Raw genomic sequence first — 16,945 nt, forward strand, 5'->3', positions numbered from 1 at the left:
TTTTCCGTGTATAGCAAATTATATTTGCTATTCGAATCGCTAAAATTTATGAAAGCAAAAATAGCATTAATAACTGGAGGTTATACAGGAGAAGCTGAAGTTTCTTTTAAAAGTTCTGCCTTTGTCAATTCTCAACTTGATCACGACAAATACGATATATATTTGATTACAGTGACCAAAGAAGCATGGTACTATGAAGATTTGGACGGTAAGCGGCATCCGATTTCAAAAGCAGATTTTACACTTCCATTGAACGGAGATATCTTAAGCTTTGACTTAGCATTTATTATGGTGCATGGTGTGCCCGGAGAAGATGGAAGACTTCAGAGCTATTTTGATTTATTAGATATTCCATATACCTCATGTGATGCCTTGACTTCGGCATTGACTATGAATAAAGGGTATACAAAAGCGATTTTATCGGATATTCCCGAGTTGCATTTGGCAAAATCGGTCTTATTGTTTGAATCGCAACGCCCGGAAGCGGTCAAAATCGTCGAAAGCAATCTTTCGCTGCCGTATTTTGTGAAACCTAATGCCGGTGGAAGTAGTATCGGAATGACCAAAGTAAAGGAATCGGCACAACTGCAGGAAGCGATTGATAAAGCTTTTGATGCAGAGAATACCGGGAAACAGGTTATTGTTGAAGAATTTGTGACTGGACGCGAATTTTCCGAGGGAATTTTTAGGAATTCAAAAGGCGAACTCGTTGTTTTGCCGGCTACCGAAGTTCGTACTACACGTGAATTTTTTGATTATGAAGCCAAGTATGTACCTGGATTGACCGAAGAGATTACACCAGCAGATCTGACTAGGGAAGAGCAGGAGCGCGCTGCACGTATTTTAAGGGAAATTTATGTGAGATTGAACTGTAAGGGTATGGTTCGGGTGGACTTCTTTTTGGAAAACGATACCGATAAATTTTATTTTATCGAAATTAATACCATTCCGGGGCAGACTCCACAAAGCTTTATTCCGCAGCAGGTACGGGCTTTTGGAATGAAGGAGGGGGATTTTTACGGGGAGTTGATCGAAACGGCTCTACAATCGAAATAGTTTTGTTCTATCTCAGTAAGACTTGAGGCAGGGACTATATGGCTGGAGCGCGGATAAGCATACATTCCGATGATGACATACTGCATTTCCCGGCCACAGCCCGCTGATCATTCGCATAAGCAGCCTTCTAGCCAAGGAGGATAAAAATACGCCACGATGACGATGCGCAAAAAAGGCTTTCAATTTTCTGAGAGCCTTTTTTGTGTTTTATTTTCTGAAATCAAATTTCGATAGATCAGGTTTAAACTTTTTAACTCTTTTCAGCTCCTCCTGATAAATTACCTGACCGATATTTTTTAAAAAAGGATAGGTTACTGTTTCATATTCATAGCGTCCATCGTTGTAGATGCCATTTTCATTGGACTGTACAACAACGGCGAGCATAAATTCCACGCCATGTTCAAAGTCGACGACATAGGCATTATCAATATTATAGCCATAGGAATCTCCATACTTGTTGAAGATCCGGATGTTGGGATTTAAGATCGCATTTTTTTCACGGCCATAAAAAAGGAGCTTGCTATACGTTGGCCAGAATTCTGCTGGATCATATTTTGGAAAATCCGATTCAAAGGGATAGCGCGACATATAATCATAGAGGAGCGCGTAGTCATCTTTTTTCAGATTGAATCTTTCTTGAGGCTGAAATGCTTCGGGAAATAACAGCTTCTTCAATATCAGCTGTTGATCTTGCAAAGCGTATACATTTAATCCTTCAAAACTCCAGGGTTCATGAACAAGTTCATCTTTATCGTTCATGTAACCTTTCCCCTGAAGCGTATTGGACAGCTCGATGGTATAATCCTTGGGATCGAACTGTGCTTCTTGTTTATAAATAATACGCTTCCCCTTATAAAAGGTGACGGGGTTAGTATGTTTGGCCCATATGCCTTTGTCGCCAATAGCAAGACGGTTGACAATGCGGCTGTAATTAGTGCCGTATTTTTTTAGTTTCGCATTCAGTTCTGCACGGCCAATAAATTCGAAAAGCCTGTTTTGGGCATCGTTGTCGCTGGTTAATAAGATCTTTTTAACATATTGAGCAACAGATGGAAGGCCATTGGCGGCGGATTCATCCACAAGAACCTTAGTCTGCTTTTCAAAAGCAGAATCGATGCGTAGTGGGGTATCTTTGCTGAGACCGTCAATATGCAGGTCATTGATTTTTTCCAAAGCCAGAATTGCTGTCGGCAACTTCACTGTACTTGCGGGATAAAAATACCAGTTCGGATTCAGTCGATAGCTATAGGACCTGAAATGTGGCTTATTGGATTTGTCACGATCAATCTGTGTATACAGAATTTGTACTTCATTTTTCGTCGGATGACTTAATATGTTTTGAAATAGATCGGGATGACTTTGGAGTAATTTTTCCAGGTAAACAGTATCTATCTTCTGAGCGTATAGATCTGACATGAATAGAGTAAAAATTAGGGTGAGGTATTTTTGCATGTGCTTTAGATCAAAGTGTCGCGCCTGTAAGCTCTTCTATAGCTTTTAATGGTGATAGGATCATGAAGCAAAAAGCTCCATGATCCTATCGCGTTTTGCTATTCGTAAACATGGAATTATTTTCGCGTATAAACTTCAAAGGTATAAGCAAATGCATGTTTGTCATCGGCCTGATGCGAATCTGAGGCAACTAATTCCCATTCTTCTGACGGTAATTCAGGAAAGAAAGCGTCACCTTTGATAGTTGTATGTACGCGCGTCAGAAGCACTTTATTTGCCAAGGGTAGCACTTGCTGATAAATGTTTGCGCCACCAATGATGAATACCTCACGTTCATCCCGGCAATACAAGAGTGCCTCTTGGATGCTGTTGGCAACATCAATATCTTCTCCCTGGAAATTCGCGTTACGTGTAATGACAATATTCCTTCTGTCTGGTAATGCTTTGCCTATGGCCTCAAAAGTCTTTCTGCCCATTAGGACAGAATGCGCAATGGTATTTTTCTTAAAATATTTAAAGTCGTTGGGTAAATGCCAAGGCATCTGATTGTCGATTCCGATGGCATTGTTTTCCGACGCAGCTACGATTAATGTGATCGTTGGGTTGCTCATTTTTGATATAAGGTGATTATTCGTTCGCTAAAATATATTACAAAATCAGGTACCTTTCTTGTTAAACGGCCACCGGAGCTTTGATATGTGGATGGGATTCGTAGTTTAACAATTCAAAATCTTCAAACTTAAAATCAAAGATATCTTTTACTTCAGGGTTTATTTTCATCTGGGGTAGCGCTTTTGGCTCGCGGCTCAATTGGAGCTCCGTTTGCTCGAAGTGATTACTGTAGATATGTGCATCGCCAAGGGTGTGGATAAACTCTGCGGCTTCCATGTCGCAAACCTGTGCGACCATCATCGTCAATAAAGCATAAGAGGCAATGTTGAAAGGAACGCCCAAGAATATATCGGCACTACGTTGATAGAGTTGACAGGACAATTGCGGCTTTAAGATACCTTTTTCAGGTTGTGCCGGAGCGACATAAAACTGAAAAAAGGCATGACAAGGAGGTAATGCCATATGCTCTATTTCGGCAACATTCCATGCCGATACAATAATACGGCGTGAATCCGGTGAATTTTTTAGCTGGTTGATAACCTGTGTGATCTGATCGATATGACGGCCATCGGGTGTTGGCCAGGAGCGCCATTGTGATCCGTATACAGGGCCCAAATTTCCTTGTTCGTCAGCCCACTCGTCCCAAATGCTTACGCCATTTTCTTTGAGATACTGAATATTGGTTTCACCTTTAAGAAACCAGATCAATTCATGGATAATGGATCGCAGGTGTAATTTCTTCGTCGTTACCAAAGGGAAACCTTCCTGAAGGTTGAAACGCATCTGATATCCAAAGACACTTTTGGTACCTGTGCCCGTACGATCTGTCTTTACAACACCATTCGTATATACATGTCTGAGTAAATCTAAATATTGTTTCATCTGTAAAAAGTAATTATTAAATACCAAATATCAATGCTATAATCGAACTGGATAGAACGAATAGCACTATTTTATGTGTCTGATTCTCAATCGGGGATTTTTTGAATACATCATGTCCGGCTCTAATTTAGTTTGTCCGTAATAAGCCGCCGGTGCATTCAACCTTTCAAGATAGTCAAAACTAAGGAAAATCCTTATAACGAGAAAGTCAAAACTTAAAATGATAAGAGGGGTTACTGAAAAAAAATGTAATTTTGCAAAATATTATGGAGAATAAAAAAGTAGCTTTTTATACACTTGGATGTAAACTGAATTATTCAGAGACATCATCCATTGGTCGTTTATTTAAAGATGCGGGCTATGATACTACAGCGTTCAATAGCCGTGCAGACGTTTATGTAATCAATACATGTTCGGTAACGGATAATGCTGACAAGAAGTGTAGAAAAGTAGTGAAGGAAGCTTTAAAGCACTCTCCCAACGCCTATATTACGATTGTTGGCTGTTATGCGCAGCTAAAACCAAAAGAGATTGCAGAGATTCCGGGAGTGGATATGGTCTTAGGTGCAGCTGAAAAGTTTAATATTATTGAGCATATCAATGATTTGACGAAACAGGAAAAAACGATCGTTTATAATGGTCCAATCGATGAGACCAATCAATTTGTTTCGGCTTATTCGATTGGCGATCGTACGCGTACCTTCCTAAAAGTACAGGACGGGTGCGATTATTCATGTACATTTTGTACGATTCCTTTGGCACGTGGCGGAAGCCGCTCGGGTAAGATCGAAGATATTGTGCGTCAAGCGGAAGAAATTGCAGCTTCAGGCGTCAAAGAAATCGTTTTAACAGGTGTAAACATTGGCGATTTTGGTATTCGGGATGGTAAGCGCGAAGACCGGTTCTTGGATTTGGTACAAGCACTGGATGAAGTCGAAGGGATTGATAGAATCCGTATTTCCTCGATAGAACCCAATCTTCTTTCCAATGATATTATTGAGTTTGTGGCGCAATCAAAACGTTTTGTTCCACATTTCCATATGCCACTGCAGTCTGGAAGCAATAAAATTCTGAGTTTAATGCGCAGAAGGTACAAAAGAGAACTTTACACAGAGCGTGTCGCATTTATCAAGTCATTGATGCCTAATTGCTGTATCGGTGTTGACGTTATTGTCGGATTTCCGGGAGAAACACGTGAAGACTTTATCGATACATACAATTTCTTGAATGATTTGGATATTTCTTACCTGCATGTCTTTACCTATTCAGAAAGGGAGAATACGATTGCTGCTCAAATGGACGGTGCTGTACCGGGAGCTCAACGCAGCGACCGTAGCAAAATGTTGCACATCCTTTCGGAGAAGAAGCGCCGTGCGTTTTATGAGTCACAGCTTGGTGAGACTGGTGATGTTTTGTTTGAAGCAGACGAAAAAGATGGTTATATGCATGGTTTTTCTAAAAACTATGTCAAAGTACGGACCTTATACGATCCATTATTGGTGAATGAGGTTGTACCGGTTAAATTTATGGAAGTAACGGATTCCTGTGAAGTGGAAGTAGAAGAAATTCCGGAGACATTGACACATTAATCTTTTTAAGGGTTATACTATATTAAGATTTATAACATATAAAAAAGGCAATCTTCCCGCATAAGATTGCCTTTTTTCGCTAAAGAGAATTCCAAAATTTCCCTATTGATTGCAGTATGCTGTTGTATTTCTGATCAAATTGACGGCTGAAATCTGACCGGAAGTAAATCGGTACCTCTAATGCGTACTGCTCTTTGCTGCGTTCAACCAGATGACGGTACCCAAGATCAAAAGCACCCCGAGCCATTGTATCGTGGATACACTTTCATGAAGTATAAAAAATGACATACAGGTGGCTACAGGTAGCTCCGCCGAACTCAATATTCCGCCTAAGGAGAAGCCTGTTTTAGGTAAGCCGTAGGCAAACAATAAAGGCGGGATGACTGTGCCAAATAGAGAAAGGATCAAGCCGAAATAAAGGAAGTTACCATCAAATTGACCATTCCATAAATAAGCAGGTGGAAATAAGGTAAAGACCATGATACAGGCCCCCGTTACCATAATAGCGCTTTTTTGAATGGGGTGATAGTCATTGCCGACACGACCGTTGACGATCATGAAGACCGAATAGGCGGTCGCCGCTAAAAGACCAAATAAGACACCTGTTAAGTTGAGCTGTTGTAAGCCTTTTTCAAGAAGTCCAGTCGCTAATAATGTTGCAATGAGTACAATGCCGATGCCAATCAGGTTGTTTTTTGAAGGTTTTGCCTTGAAAAAGATAAATTCAATCAGCACACCGATCCAAATATACTGCATCAACAGTACAATGGCCAAGGAAGCCGGAACAAGCTGTACACATTTGTAATAGAGAATGCTCACCAAACCGGTCGAAGTACCACTGATTAATATCTTGATCCATGAAGATTTCTTGCTTGAAGAGTGAAATGACTTTGCCGAAAAGAGTTTGATGATGATATAGATAAGCCAAAGGATAAGCATGCCAAACAATACCTGAATTCCCGTTACCTCTCCTAAATTCAACCCTTTACCATAGGCTTTTTTAACAAACGTTGATAGTATCCCAAAACTACTCGCACCGAAAAAGACAGCTAATGCACCTTTTAATTTTTCCATTCTCAAATAAATTAGGCGTCAAAGTTACGATTTCTGAACAATTCTTTTTCTTATCTGACGTTCTTATCAAGAAAAGCAATCTCCGGGGGCAAGCAAATTTATTGGATATCAACAGCAATTTAATTAAGTTTGTTATGCAAGTAAGTTTGTTAAGCAAGAACGTAAATCGAACAGCATGGGTGTCAGATCTTATTTTATCTTCTTTTTAGGTGCAGTTCTATTTTTGAGCAGTTGTTCAACGAAGAAAAAGGTACTTAGCTCCAAAACACATTCTTCCAATGGTTCGGTTTTGACAGATGCGAGCTCAGCGCGTGGAAAAACTTTTTCGGGATTCAAACTTGACAATTATGCAGACTTGCTCAATGTGAGTACCAAAAAACTAAATCCGCACCTTTATTCCTTTATTGACGATTGGATGGGGATACCGCATCGTATGGGTGGACAGACCAAATCGGGGGTAGATTGCTCGGGATTTGTTAATCTGCTCTATATTGAAGTATACAAAGGGAATTTGCCGCGGACTTCGCGTGACATGGAAGGAATAGTAAAGAGAAAAAAGGTCGATAAACTTGAAGAAGGAGATCTCGTGTTTTTTTCTTTCGGACGAAATGGAATAGATCATGTTGGTGTATACCTGCATAATAATAAGTTCGTTCATGTTTCGACACGGAAAGGTGTTATTATCTCTGATCTTTCCGACAGTTGGTATGCGAAGACCTTTGTTGACGCGGGCTCTCCCAATATCTAAACGCGTGAATTTCATGTAGGTTTTATGTCATATCTTGATATAAACTTTTATACCCTGTATAAATCCTTATTTTTGTCAAAATTTTATAGAAATGACAATCAAGAGTAAGAAGATTTTTTTGGGCCTTTGTATTATTGTGCCGTTTTTGATGTATTGTGTTTATTACTACAGTAATATGATCAAAAATGCCCCTTTTCGTTTTGCCGATTTTGAATCCATTGAATTCAAATATGGCGAGCCGAACCACATGGTCAACGAATACAATTCAAAAACACGTATCTATAAATATTTAGACAAAAAAGATTCTCTAATTACCGATACTGTAAAATTTACAAAAGACGATTTATTATACCTGCATCGCAAAGCAATGGAGCTCGGCTTTTGGAACTTGGATACTGATATGACCGGTCCTGAATGGCAGCAGGATTCAACAAATTCTAAAGTCCCACGTTTTTATTTAGAGTTCAACTATAAAGATAAGTCCAAGCATATCACTTTGGATGCAGATTTTGCAGGCAACCCTCGGATGCACGATGCAGCAAAATCAATGATCGATGAAGTCAACCGCATGTTGGCAACTGCGCAAGCCAGATAGTTAAGAAATAGGCCCTAAGGGTAAAGAGAGAAATCAAGTCATTGGTTTCTCTTTTTTTGTGCCGAATATCCGTCTGAAAACAAAGGATGGAAGAAGGATTTAACCGGCCAACAACATATATGTTAATGGGGATTTTATAGGGACTTAATAGGGACCTGATAGGGACCTCATTCGGATGAATACGTATAAAACACGGATAAAGTCCCTATAACGATACTGCCAAATATGGATTAATTAATACAAGAGTGTTAAATGGCTTCCTTTGTTTTTTTGATAAATTCTTTATATTCTCTTTATACTCCGTTAACCTGAATCGAATACTTTAGCGCCAAAACAAAATTTCATATGAAAGCATTTTTGGCACTAGCAATTTCCTGGGCATGCGTAAACGCTGTGCAGGCGCAAGATTTTGCAAAAGGAAAAGTTTATCTGGACGCAAACAAGAACGGAAAATTAGATAAAAACGAACAAGGCATTGCGTCTGTTTCTGTTAGTAACGGGCGTGAAGTGACAACGACTGATAAAGATGGTAATTACCAATTGCCCGTTGGAAATGACAACATCATTTTTGTGGTTAAACCAACAGGCTATGCTTTGCCCTTGGATGAAAATAACCACCCAAAATTCTATTATATCCATAAAGTAAACGGTAGTCCAGTTTCAAAATACCCTGCTGTTGCTGCTACAGGAAAAATCCCTGCTGCTGTAAATTTTGCAATGTATCAACAAGATGAGGATCCTAATTTTTCAGCTTTTGTTTTTGGTGATCCACAGGCTTACACGGAGGAAGAACTGGCCTATTTCAAAAATGGTGTGATCAATGAAATTTCCAATAAGACAATTGCAAAATTCGGAATAAGCTTAGGCGACTTGGTGGGAGACGATCTTTCACTCCAGCCAAAATATAAATCGGTGATTTCCACGATGGGCTTGCCATGGTATAATGTCATGGGAAACCACGATATGAACTATGATGCTAAAGTGGATAGCCTCTCCGATGAATCGTTCGAGCGGACGTTTGGCCCCAATAATTATGCGTTCAACTATGGAAATACGCATTTTATCATTCTTGATAATATCATTTATCCGAATCCACGGACAGGTAAAGGTTATTTAGGCGGATTCCGTAAAGATCAGCTTGATTTTGTGGAAAATGACTTAAAAAACGTTGCTAAAGATAAATTGATTGTGTTGGCATTTCATATTCCTTTATACCATCAAAACTCGGATGTCTTTCGTAACGAAGATAGACAACGTCTGTTCGATATTTTGGCTCCATTTAAGCATACCTTGTCTTTATCCGCGCATACACACTTTCAGCGGCAATATTTTTATGGACAAAACGAAGGATGGAAACAAGAAAAGCCACATCACGAGTATAATGTGGGTACAACCTCTGGCGACTGGTATTCGGGCGAGTTGAATGAAAAGGGAATTCCTGTTTCTACAATGCGGGACGGTACACCAAAAGGGTATGCCATCTTAAAAATCGAGGGCAACCAGTACAGTTTTGATTATAAGGTTGTCGGTAAGCCGGCAACGTATCAGATTGATTTATATGGCGCATCAGTCGTTCCAGAAAAATACACAAAGAAATACCCGATATACGCTAATTTTTTCATTGGAAAGGAAGGTGACAAGGTAACGTATAGAATCAATCAGGGCGAATGGAAGGAAATGGATTTTGTCAATGAAAACGATCCGGCATTCCTAAATTCTCTTGCTAAATACGATACAGCAACCGAATTAAAGAATACGCGTAGACCTTCGAACCCCGAAAAATCCAGTCATCTGTGGACAGCTAATTTGCCCAAACTTAAAGCTGGTAAATATCAGATTGAGGTTCAGGCGGTTGATCTTTTCAATAGAGTACACCTGGCAACAAAGACTATTGAGGTGAGATAAATAAGCATTTGTAGAGTTGTTTTAAGTTTAAAGATAGCTTAAGATGCACTTAACATAACGATCCTATATTTGTGTAGAGTAATTTTTGATTCATAAAGAGTTAGGGTTAATGTGTAGATCTGTTGTGAAACACGTCTGAAAATTTAGTTTGTTTTTAAAGTGAAGGTAATCTCCCCAGATTACCTTTCACTGTTTTAGACCTTTTAGGCTATCTTACGATACCAGCATTTAACTGCTTCTCGGCTGGCCTGTTCTTACAGTTCATTTGATTTATGCAGACAAGGTTTTGCCTGGTAATTCGTTTGGTATATGAACCTTAGCAATATATGAACACATAGTTCGGCTGAACACTTGGTTCGACAGCGATAATATCTTCTGAAAGTGTCTGATGTTATTGGCCAGAAAGAACATTCCGTTCGCTTTTATTGTTGTTGGTCTGCGAAGTCATGAAGGCTTTTATGCCGGATAGCACGCCGAAAATCATCCGATGCCGGATTTTCAAAGATCTCCAGGTCGAAGTATTTTGTGGCGGCAAATAGGTGGTCGAATACATCCGAAACAATTCCTTCGTAATATTCCCAGCGGATATCGTTTACAAAGAAATAAAGTTCGACTGGAACACCGTGTTCGGTTGAAGCAAGCTGACGCACCATCAGGGGCATGGTCTTGTGGATATTGGGGTTTTGACGTAAATAGGTGAGTGTGTAAGCTCTGAACATCCCTAAATTGGTCATTTTGCGACCGTTTATGGGGCTTGACTGATCTATCTGCTGCTGGGTGTTGAATTGGTCAATTGTCCTGGCGCGCTCTTCGATATACGGCCGCAGGATCTGTATATTTTTGAGTTTTTCAATTTCTTCATTTTCTAAAAATCGAATCGTGGAAATTTTGATATTTATGGCCCGCTTTAAGCGCCTACCGCCCGACTGCTGCATGCCCCTGTAATTTTTGAACGAATCCGACAATAGCGTATGTGTCGGTATCGTCGTAATGGTCTTATCAAAGTTCTGTACTTTTACATTATTGAGGTTAATCTCTTTGACCGTTCCATCGGCGCCATATTTGGGCATCTCTATCCAATCTCCGACACGGATGGAGTCATTGGCCGAAACTTGTATACTGGCAACAAATCCTAGTATAGTGTCTTTGAATACCAACATCAGAATTGCGGATGCGGCACCCAAGGATAATAAGAAAGACCAGGGAGATTTTCCTGTCAATATTGAAAAGCAGATCGTTCCGCCGATAAACAATAAGATAATCTGACAAACCTGTAAATAACTCTCCAGAGGTTTGTCTGCAAAAGATTTCTTCATTCGCAGCATATCCCGCAAACTTTTCAGGAGCGAATGAATAATCAATAAACTGACGACAGTCGTCGCTATGTCAAGTATTTTATTGCTGTTTTCTTTCCAGGTTGGAAAACCCATGAAGATAATGGGCATGATATATTGTGCCACTAATATCGGAACAAAATGAGCAACAAGTTTCAGTGTTTTATTACGGATCAACAGATCATCAAAGCGGTTTGTACTACGTCTGATGGCTTTGATTGTTAACAGGAGTAATGTTCTTTTGGTGAAATAGTCAATGATGATCAAAAACAAGACAACCAGTAAGAGTAAAAGGATCGAGTTAACAAAATGACTCCCCTGATTATCAAGACCAAATTGTTTAATCCATTGAAATGTCCAATTATAGATGTGGGATTGAGAATCTTTGAATAATTCCGTTGCTGTGCTTTGCATGTTACAAATATACAAAAAGCCGCAATTAGCGGCTTTTTGTTATTTTGAATTGAGCGGTTCACGCTCGTGTTTATGTCTAAAGAAGACCGCAAAAAGGACTGCTATAATCAAGGTGTAGATGGCAAAAGCTAGCCAGATGTCATGCCAGTCTTTCAGCATGAGGTTACCACTTAACATGCCGTCAGGTAAGATTGAGATACTCTTTTCCTGCAGAAAATGTAGAAAATGGGTGTTGTCGATTGTTGTATCTAAATATTGTGCGAGATCTTTGCTGTTTTGAAAACTTTTGGTAAAGTAGTGGTCAATGATCCAACCCGATGCAAAACTGCCTACAACGGCACCAAAACCATTTGTCATCATCATAAACAAACCTTGTGCCGAGCTGCGTATGCTCGAAGTTGTTGAGGTTTCAACAAATAAAGAACCTGAGATATTAAAGAAGTCAAATGCCATACCATAGACGATACAGGATAATACAATCATCCAAAGTCCGCCTGCAGGGTCACCAAAGGAGAATAATCCAAAACGTAATACCCAGGCTAACATAGAAATCAGCATGACCTTTTTTATACCGAATCTTTTGAGAAAAAATGGAATAGCCAAAATAAATAGTGTCTCGGATATCTGGGAAATCGACATAATGATGGTCGAGTATTTCACAACGAAAGATTCTGCAAATTTAGGATAGAATTTAAATTCATCCAAAAATACATCACCGTAGGCATTGGTCAGTTGGAGTGCGGCCCCCAAGAACATGGAAAAAATAAAAAATAAAGCCATTTTATAATTTCCGAAAAGTTTAAATGCCTCTAAGCCTAATAGTTGTGTCCAGGAGGCATCTTCCTGTTGTAACTTTTTTGGTGGACATTTAGGTAGCGTAAAAGCATAGAGACTTAAAGCCAGCGCTGCGGTTCCGGCGATATAAAATTGATAAGCTGTAGCCTTGTTGCCGGTTAAATTGGTGATCCACATGGCGACGATAAAGCCTATCGTTCCGAATACCCGGATAGGGGGGAATGCCTTGACCAAATCGTAGTTATTTTCATTCAATGCCGTATATGCAATGGAGTTGGATAGGGCCAAAGTGGGCATATAAAAACACATCGCCGCTAGCATTGCATAAAAAAAAGTGTTTGGATCATTTACCTGCGGTAAATAGAATAAAACACCCGCATAACATAAGTGAAGGATAAAATATAATCTTTCGGCATTTATCCAACGATCGGCGATAATTCCCATCAGGGTAGGCATAAATAAAGAAGCGATCCCCATGGTTGCGAAAATAGCTCCAAATTGTGTACCATCCCATTGTTTTGTGCCAAACCAATAGTTTGCTATTGTAATCAACCATGCTCCCCAGACAAAGAACTGAAAGAAGCTCATAATGGTCAATCTTAATTTAATAGACATAAATCGATGTTATTTAAAATTTTTGTTTCGCTTTAATGAAAGGGGTTATTTTCTTTTGGAAATCTCATCCCTAATCAAGGCAGCCTGCTCGTAGTTTTCTTCGGTCAATGCCTGATTAAGTGCTTGCTCCAGTTGCTCATCTGTCAACGTGGAGAAAGGATTTTGTGGGGATTTTGAAGGTGTTTTTTCTTCGATCTCAACAACACTTGGATCCTGAACTTTGTTGGACTTGTCTAGGTTTTCCAAAAATGCGAACTCATGTCCCTCAATGATAATTCCAGCAGAGGACATAATAAATTCGTAGGCATAGATCGGAGCTTCAAACCGTACAGCCAGTGCAACGGCATCGGATGTGCGGGCATCAATCTCGACAATCTTGTTGCCGTCGGAACAGATAATTTTAGCATAAAATATCCCTTCAATCAAATTATAGATCAGTACTTCAATGAGTTTAATACCAAAAGAATCTGCAAAAGATTGAAATAGGTCGTGTGTCAGCGGACGACTAGGAATCATTTTCTCTATCCGAATAGCAATAGCTTGAGCCTCATGGCTGCCGATAATGATGGGCAATCTTCTGTTGCCCTCCACTTCTCCCAATACAAGAGCATAAGCCCCAGATTGCGTTTGACTATAGGATAAACCAACGATATCTAATCTGATTTTCTTCATTTTAATTCCAAAGCGGTCTACAAACTTAGATAAATTTGCTTTTATATCCAATTATAACAAATAAAAACTCCCCATTCATTTTGGATAAATGGGGAGAATATATCGGAAGAAAGCTTTAAATACCTTTGTAAGCCTTCAATGCCTGCGTTAATTTCGGAACGACGTCGAAAGCATCGCCTACAATTCCATAATCGGCCACTTTGAAAAAGGGCGCTTCTGGATCTTTATTGATGACAACGATTGTTTTAGAAGAGCTTACTCCGGCCAAATGCTGTATTGCTCCGGAGATACCGATAGCAATGTAGAGATTGGGGCTAACAACAATACCTGTTTGGCCTACGTGCTCCGAATGCGGGCGCCAGCCTGCATCAGATACCGGTTTTGAACATGCTGTAGCTGCACCAAGGACGTCTGCAAGTTCTTCCACCATACCCCAGTTCTCGGGGCCTTTTAAACCACGGCCTGCGGAGACGACGATTTCAGCTTCGGGCAGGGAAACTTTGTCTGTTGCTCGAACAATCTCTTTGACCATCGTTGTAAAATCTGTTTGGTCAATATTGGGAGCAAAAGTTTCGACATTTGCGCTACCACCGGTCTCTTTTGTTTCATATGCATTCGGGCTTAGTGCGATGACCTTTATATCCGAGGATAGTTCGAGCGTAGCGAAAGCTTTATTGGAGAACGCTGTTTTTTTGACAGTCAGTTTGTCGCCATTGATTGTGGGCAATTCGAGTGCGCCATCGGCCAGACCAGCCTCCAATTTGGCTGCAATACGTGGAGCGAGTCCCTTACCTGAGAATGAGTTGGACAGCACAAGTATTTTTGAACCGGTACTTTTTACGGCTTCAGCAATGATGCTTGCATACGCTTGGTTTACAAAAGAAGCAAGTTGTTCATTATTGACATTTAATACTTTGGAAGCACCGTACTTGCCTAAACCAGCAAGTTCGTCTTCAGCGACATTTCCGATTGAAATAGCCACAAGATCAGTCTGTATGTTATCGGCGATGGATTTTGCATAAGAAACAACTTCAAAAGCTGATTTTTTGAATTTTCCATCGGTATTTTCTACATATACGAGTATAGACATAGTGTTTTAGCGTTTAAAGATTAAATAACTTTAGCTTCGTCGTGAAGAAGAGAAACTAATTTTTCTACCTCGGCAGCGTCAACAAGTTTGACCGAACCGCGCGGAGCAGGTGTCTCATAGCTGACAATGTGTTCAAGAACGTCTATAGTGGAAGGTTCCAGCACATCCAATGGTTTGGTCCGCGCACTCATAATACCACGCATATTCGGTATTTTTGGCTCGGCAACACCTTCTGCTGTACCAATGACGATGGGCAGCTTTGCTGTCAATACTTCTTTTCCACCTTCAATCTCGCGCTCAACTGTGACTGCGTCGCCCGCAATATCAACTTTTTTGGCAATGGAAACAGAAGGGATATGCAGCAGTTCTCCTACGATTGCTCCCACTTGAGCACCGTTATAGTCGATTGATTCGCGGCCGGTTAAGATCAAATCAAATGCATTGTCTTTGGCATATTGTGCTATCTGATTCGCAACAAACCAAGCATCGCGCGGAACGGCGTTAATCCGTACAGCATTGTCTGCACCAATTGCCAATGCTTTTCGAATGGTTGCATCAGTAGATGCATCGCCCACATTGATGACAGTTACGGTTCCTTTTCCACCTTCGGCCAACTCAACTGCTTTGGATAAAGCAATTTCATCATAAGGGTTTATAATGAATTGTACACCAGCTGTATTAAATGCAGTGTTGTCATTTGTAAAAGTGATTTTGGATGTAGTGTCAGGGACATTACTTATACAAACTAATATTTTCATATACGATTGGTTTTACTCAAACTTACCATATTTTCTTTCAATTAAAAAGTGCTAAGGCGTTTTAAATGCTGTTAAAAAGTTGTCTTGAGATTTTGATGAATTTGTAATTTTACTAGTTTTTTTCTTTTATTTTTTTTGATGTGATATAATATTGATGTGTTTTATTGTCATTTTTGTAATTTTTTATTTTAAATAGCCGGTTCTTGACAATAGATTTATTACGTCAGTAAATTGTCATTTTATATGCTAGCATAGTAATTTTATATAACATCGCAGCTCATTCGGGGTCCCTGTTTATAAAAACCTTTCGTGTGATATGGAGAGACAAGGAATTGTTTTAGTGGATATACAATTAAATTGCATATAATATGCAATTTGTCTAAGTTTGAAATAAAAAAGATATGTCGACACGATTGGATCAACTGAATGAATTTTTGAAAGAGAGCCCTGAAGATCCATTTTTAAAATATGCGATTGCAGCTGAATATCTCAAGCAGGAAGATGAACAAGAGGCCATGGTAAGATTTGAGAATTTAGTACATACGAATCCAGATTATATAGGAACGTATTATCATTTGGGTAAATTGTACGAAAAATTGAATAGACAGGAGTACGCGATTAATACCTATAGATCCGGGATTGAGATCGCTCGCAAGACGCGTAATTTCCATGCTTTGGGCGAGTTACAAGGTGCATTGTCATTCTTGACAGACGATGATGAAGATGATTTTTAATCTTTTCTAAATTTTTGGTATTTAATTTGTTATGAATTTATTGGTGTAACTGTTAGATGCTGATTTTTTTGAATTTGGAATGAGATGAAAAGGTATATTTGGATTGTGGGTTTGTTATTGACAATTGGAATGGTGGGATGTGATAATCCCAAACAAAGTGTTGCGGTCTATAAAGATAATTTACAAGACCTAAAAGGTAGGGATAAGGCGGAAGTAGTGACTGGTGAATATAGAGGTGTCATGCCTTGTGCGGATTGTGATGGTATAGAAACGCTTATTTCATTGCATGCAGACAACACCTACCAATATTCATCTAAATACCTTAATAAAAGTGATGATGTGTTTATGCGTGAAGGAAAATGGAAATTGGATGGCAACATCATTACATTGGACGGCGTCGACTATAAGTTCAAATTAGGAAATCGGATACTCAGCCAGCTGGATCTTTCCGGAAATGATATTACGGGTGATATTTCCAAATATTATGTCTTGACAAAAAATTGATATATAGCCTAAGGGCTATATTAACACATAAAAAAGCCGAAAGTATACTTTCGGCTTTTTTATGTTTTTGGATGTATAGCTGTTTTCGGCTATCGAATAAGTTCTTATTGCTACAA

16 protein-coding genes are annotated in these 16,945 nt (G+C 39.5%); 7 read left to right on the forward strand and 9 right to left on the reverse strand.

The window, feature by feature from the left end; translation table 11 throughout:
* Window positions 1-48: 48 nt before the first annotated feature.
* Window positions 49-1,056: a D-alanine--D-alanine ligase family protein gene (locus tag B2O97_RS04730; protein WP_286767034.1), complete on the forward strand. Its 1,008-nt coding sequence runs from the start codon at window positions 49-51 to the stop codon at window positions 1,054-1,056.
* A gap of 207 nt (window positions 1,057-1,263) precedes the next feature.
* On the opposite strand, the gene B2O97_RS04735 is transcribed toward B2O97_RS04730, so the two are convergent.
* From B2O97_RS04735 to B2O97_RS04745, 3 genes are all read right to left on the reverse strand, one after another.
* Window positions 1,264-2,472 carry a serine hydrolase gene (locus B2O97_RS04735; RefSeq protein WP_254667688.1) on the reverse strand — a complete coding sequence of 403 codons (1,209 nt, stop codon included), beginning with the start codon at window positions 2,470-2,472 and terminating at the stop codon, window positions 1,264-1,266.
* Window positions 2,473-2,624: 152 nt separating this feature from the next.
* Window positions 2,625-3,119 (reverse strand): dihydrofolate reductase, encoded by a 495-nt coding sequence (locus B2O97_RS04740; RefSeq protein WP_286767035.1) that lies wholly within the window; start codon window positions 3,117-3,119, stop codon window positions 2,625-2,627.
* A gap of 61 nt (window positions 3,120-3,180) precedes the next feature.
* Window positions 3,181-4,002: a thymidylate synthase gene (locus B2O97_RS04745; RefSeq protein WP_070565019.1), complete on the reverse strand. Its 822-nt coding sequence runs from the start codon at window positions 4,000-4,002 to the stop codon at window positions 3,181-3,183.
* A 266-nt stretch (window positions 4,003-4,268) separates the two neighbouring features.
* Here B2O97_RS04745 and mtaB point away from each other — a divergent pair, with 266 nt between their 5' ends.
* Window positions 4,269-5,591, forward strand: a complete 1,323-nt coding sequence (mtaB, locus tag B2O97_RS04750) for a tRNA (N(6)-L-threonylcarbamoyladenosine(37)-C(2))-methylthiotransferase MtaB (protein ID WP_046673996.1) — start codon at window positions 4,269-4,271, stop codon at window positions 5,589-5,591.
* A gap of 177 nt (window positions 5,592-5,768) precedes the next feature.
* On the opposite strand, the gene B2O97_RS04755 is transcribed toward mtaB, so the two are convergent.
* Entirely contained in the window at window positions 5,769-6,665 is an 897-nt protein-coding gene (locus B2O97_RS04755; protein ID WP_286767036.1) for an EamA family transporter, read from the reverse strand.
* Between the two features lie 175 nt (window positions 6,666-6,840).
* Here B2O97_RS04755 and B2O97_RS04760 point away from each other — a divergent pair, with 175 nt between their 5' ends.
* From B2O97_RS04760 to B2O97_RS04770, 3 genes are all read left to right on the forward strand, one after another.
* On the forward strand, window positions 6,841-7,413 hold the full coding sequence (locus tag B2O97_RS04760) for a C40 family peptidase (RefSeq protein ID WP_070565028.1): 573 nt from the start codon (window positions 6,841-6,843) through the stop codon (window positions 7,411-7,413).
* Window positions 7,414-7,504: 91 nt separating this feature from the next.
* Window positions 7,505-8,008: a hypothetical protein gene (locus B2O97_RS04765; RefSeq protein WP_236560122.1), complete on the forward strand. Its 504-nt coding sequence runs from the start codon at window positions 7,505-7,507 to the stop codon at window positions 8,006-8,008.
* Between the two features lie 345 nt (window positions 8,009-8,353).
* Window positions 8,354-9,913 (forward strand): calcineurin-like phosphoesterase family protein, encoded by a 1,560-nt coding sequence (locus B2O97_RS04770; protein WP_286767037.1) that lies wholly within the window; start codon window positions 8,354-8,356, stop codon window positions 9,911-9,913.
* A gap of 422 nt (window positions 9,914-10,335) precedes the next feature.
* Here the strand turns inward: B2O97_RS04770 and B2O97_RS04775 are convergent, their stop codons facing one another.
* The 5 genes from B2O97_RS04775 to B2O97_RS04795 form a co-directional block, all read right to left on the reverse strand.
* Entirely contained in the window at window positions 10,336-11,661 is a 1,326-nt protein-coding gene (locus tag B2O97_RS04775; RefSeq protein ID WP_286735900.1) for a mechanosensitive ion channel family protein, read from the reverse strand.
* A 39-nt stretch (window positions 11,662-11,700) separates the two neighbouring features.
* The gene (locus tag B2O97_RS04780) at window positions 11,701-13,071 is read right to left on the reverse strand and encodes a nucleoside permease (protein WP_070565037.1); all 1,371 of its coding nucleotides are present in this window, start codon (window positions 13,069-13,071) and stop codon (window positions 11,701-11,703) included.
* A 45-nt stretch (window positions 13,072-13,116) separates the two neighbouring features.
* The gene (locus tag B2O97_RS04785) at window positions 13,117-13,743 is read right to left on the reverse strand and encodes a bifunctional nuclease domain-containing protein (protein ID WP_088160444.1); all 627 of its coding nucleotides are present in this window, start codon (window positions 13,741-13,743) and stop codon (window positions 13,117-13,119) included.
* A 115-nt stretch (window positions 13,744-13,858) separates the two neighbouring features.
* Complete coding sequence (locus B2O97_RS04790; RefSeq protein ID WP_286767038.1) at window positions 13,859-14,833, reverse strand: electron transfer flavoprotein subunit alpha/FixB family protein; 975 nt, start codon at window positions 14,831-14,833, stop codon at window positions 13,859-13,861.
* 20 nt (window positions 14,834-14,853) lie between these two features.
* On the reverse strand, window positions 14,854-15,591 hold the full coding sequence (locus B2O97_RS04795) for an electron transfer flavoprotein subunit beta/FixA family protein (protein ID WP_286767039.1): 738 nt from the start codon (window positions 15,589-15,591) through the stop codon (window positions 14,854-14,856).
* A gap of 401 nt (window positions 15,592-15,992) precedes the next feature.
* Between B2O97_RS04795 and B2O97_RS04800 the strand changes: the two genes are divergently transcribed.
* Window positions 15,993-16,325 (forward strand): tetratricopeptide repeat protein, encoded by a 333-nt coding sequence (locus B2O97_RS04800; protein WP_286767040.1) that lies wholly within the window; start codon window positions 15,993-15,995, stop codon window positions 16,323-16,325.
* A gap of 84 nt (window positions 16,326-16,409) precedes the next feature.
* Window positions 16,410-16,829 carry a copper resistance protein NlpE gene (locus B2O97_RS04805; RefSeq protein ID WP_286767041.1) on the forward strand — a complete coding sequence of 140 codons (420 nt, stop codon included), beginning with the start codon at window positions 16,410-16,412 and terminating at the stop codon, window positions 16,827-16,829.
* Window positions 16,830-16,945 lie beyond the last annotated feature (116 nt).

This window comes from Sphingobacterium sp. UBA865 (assembly GCF_002295765.1).
Taxonomy (GTDB): Bacteria; Bacteroidota; Bacteroidia; order Sphingobacteriales; family Sphingobacteriaceae; genus Sphingobacterium; species Sphingobacterium multivorum.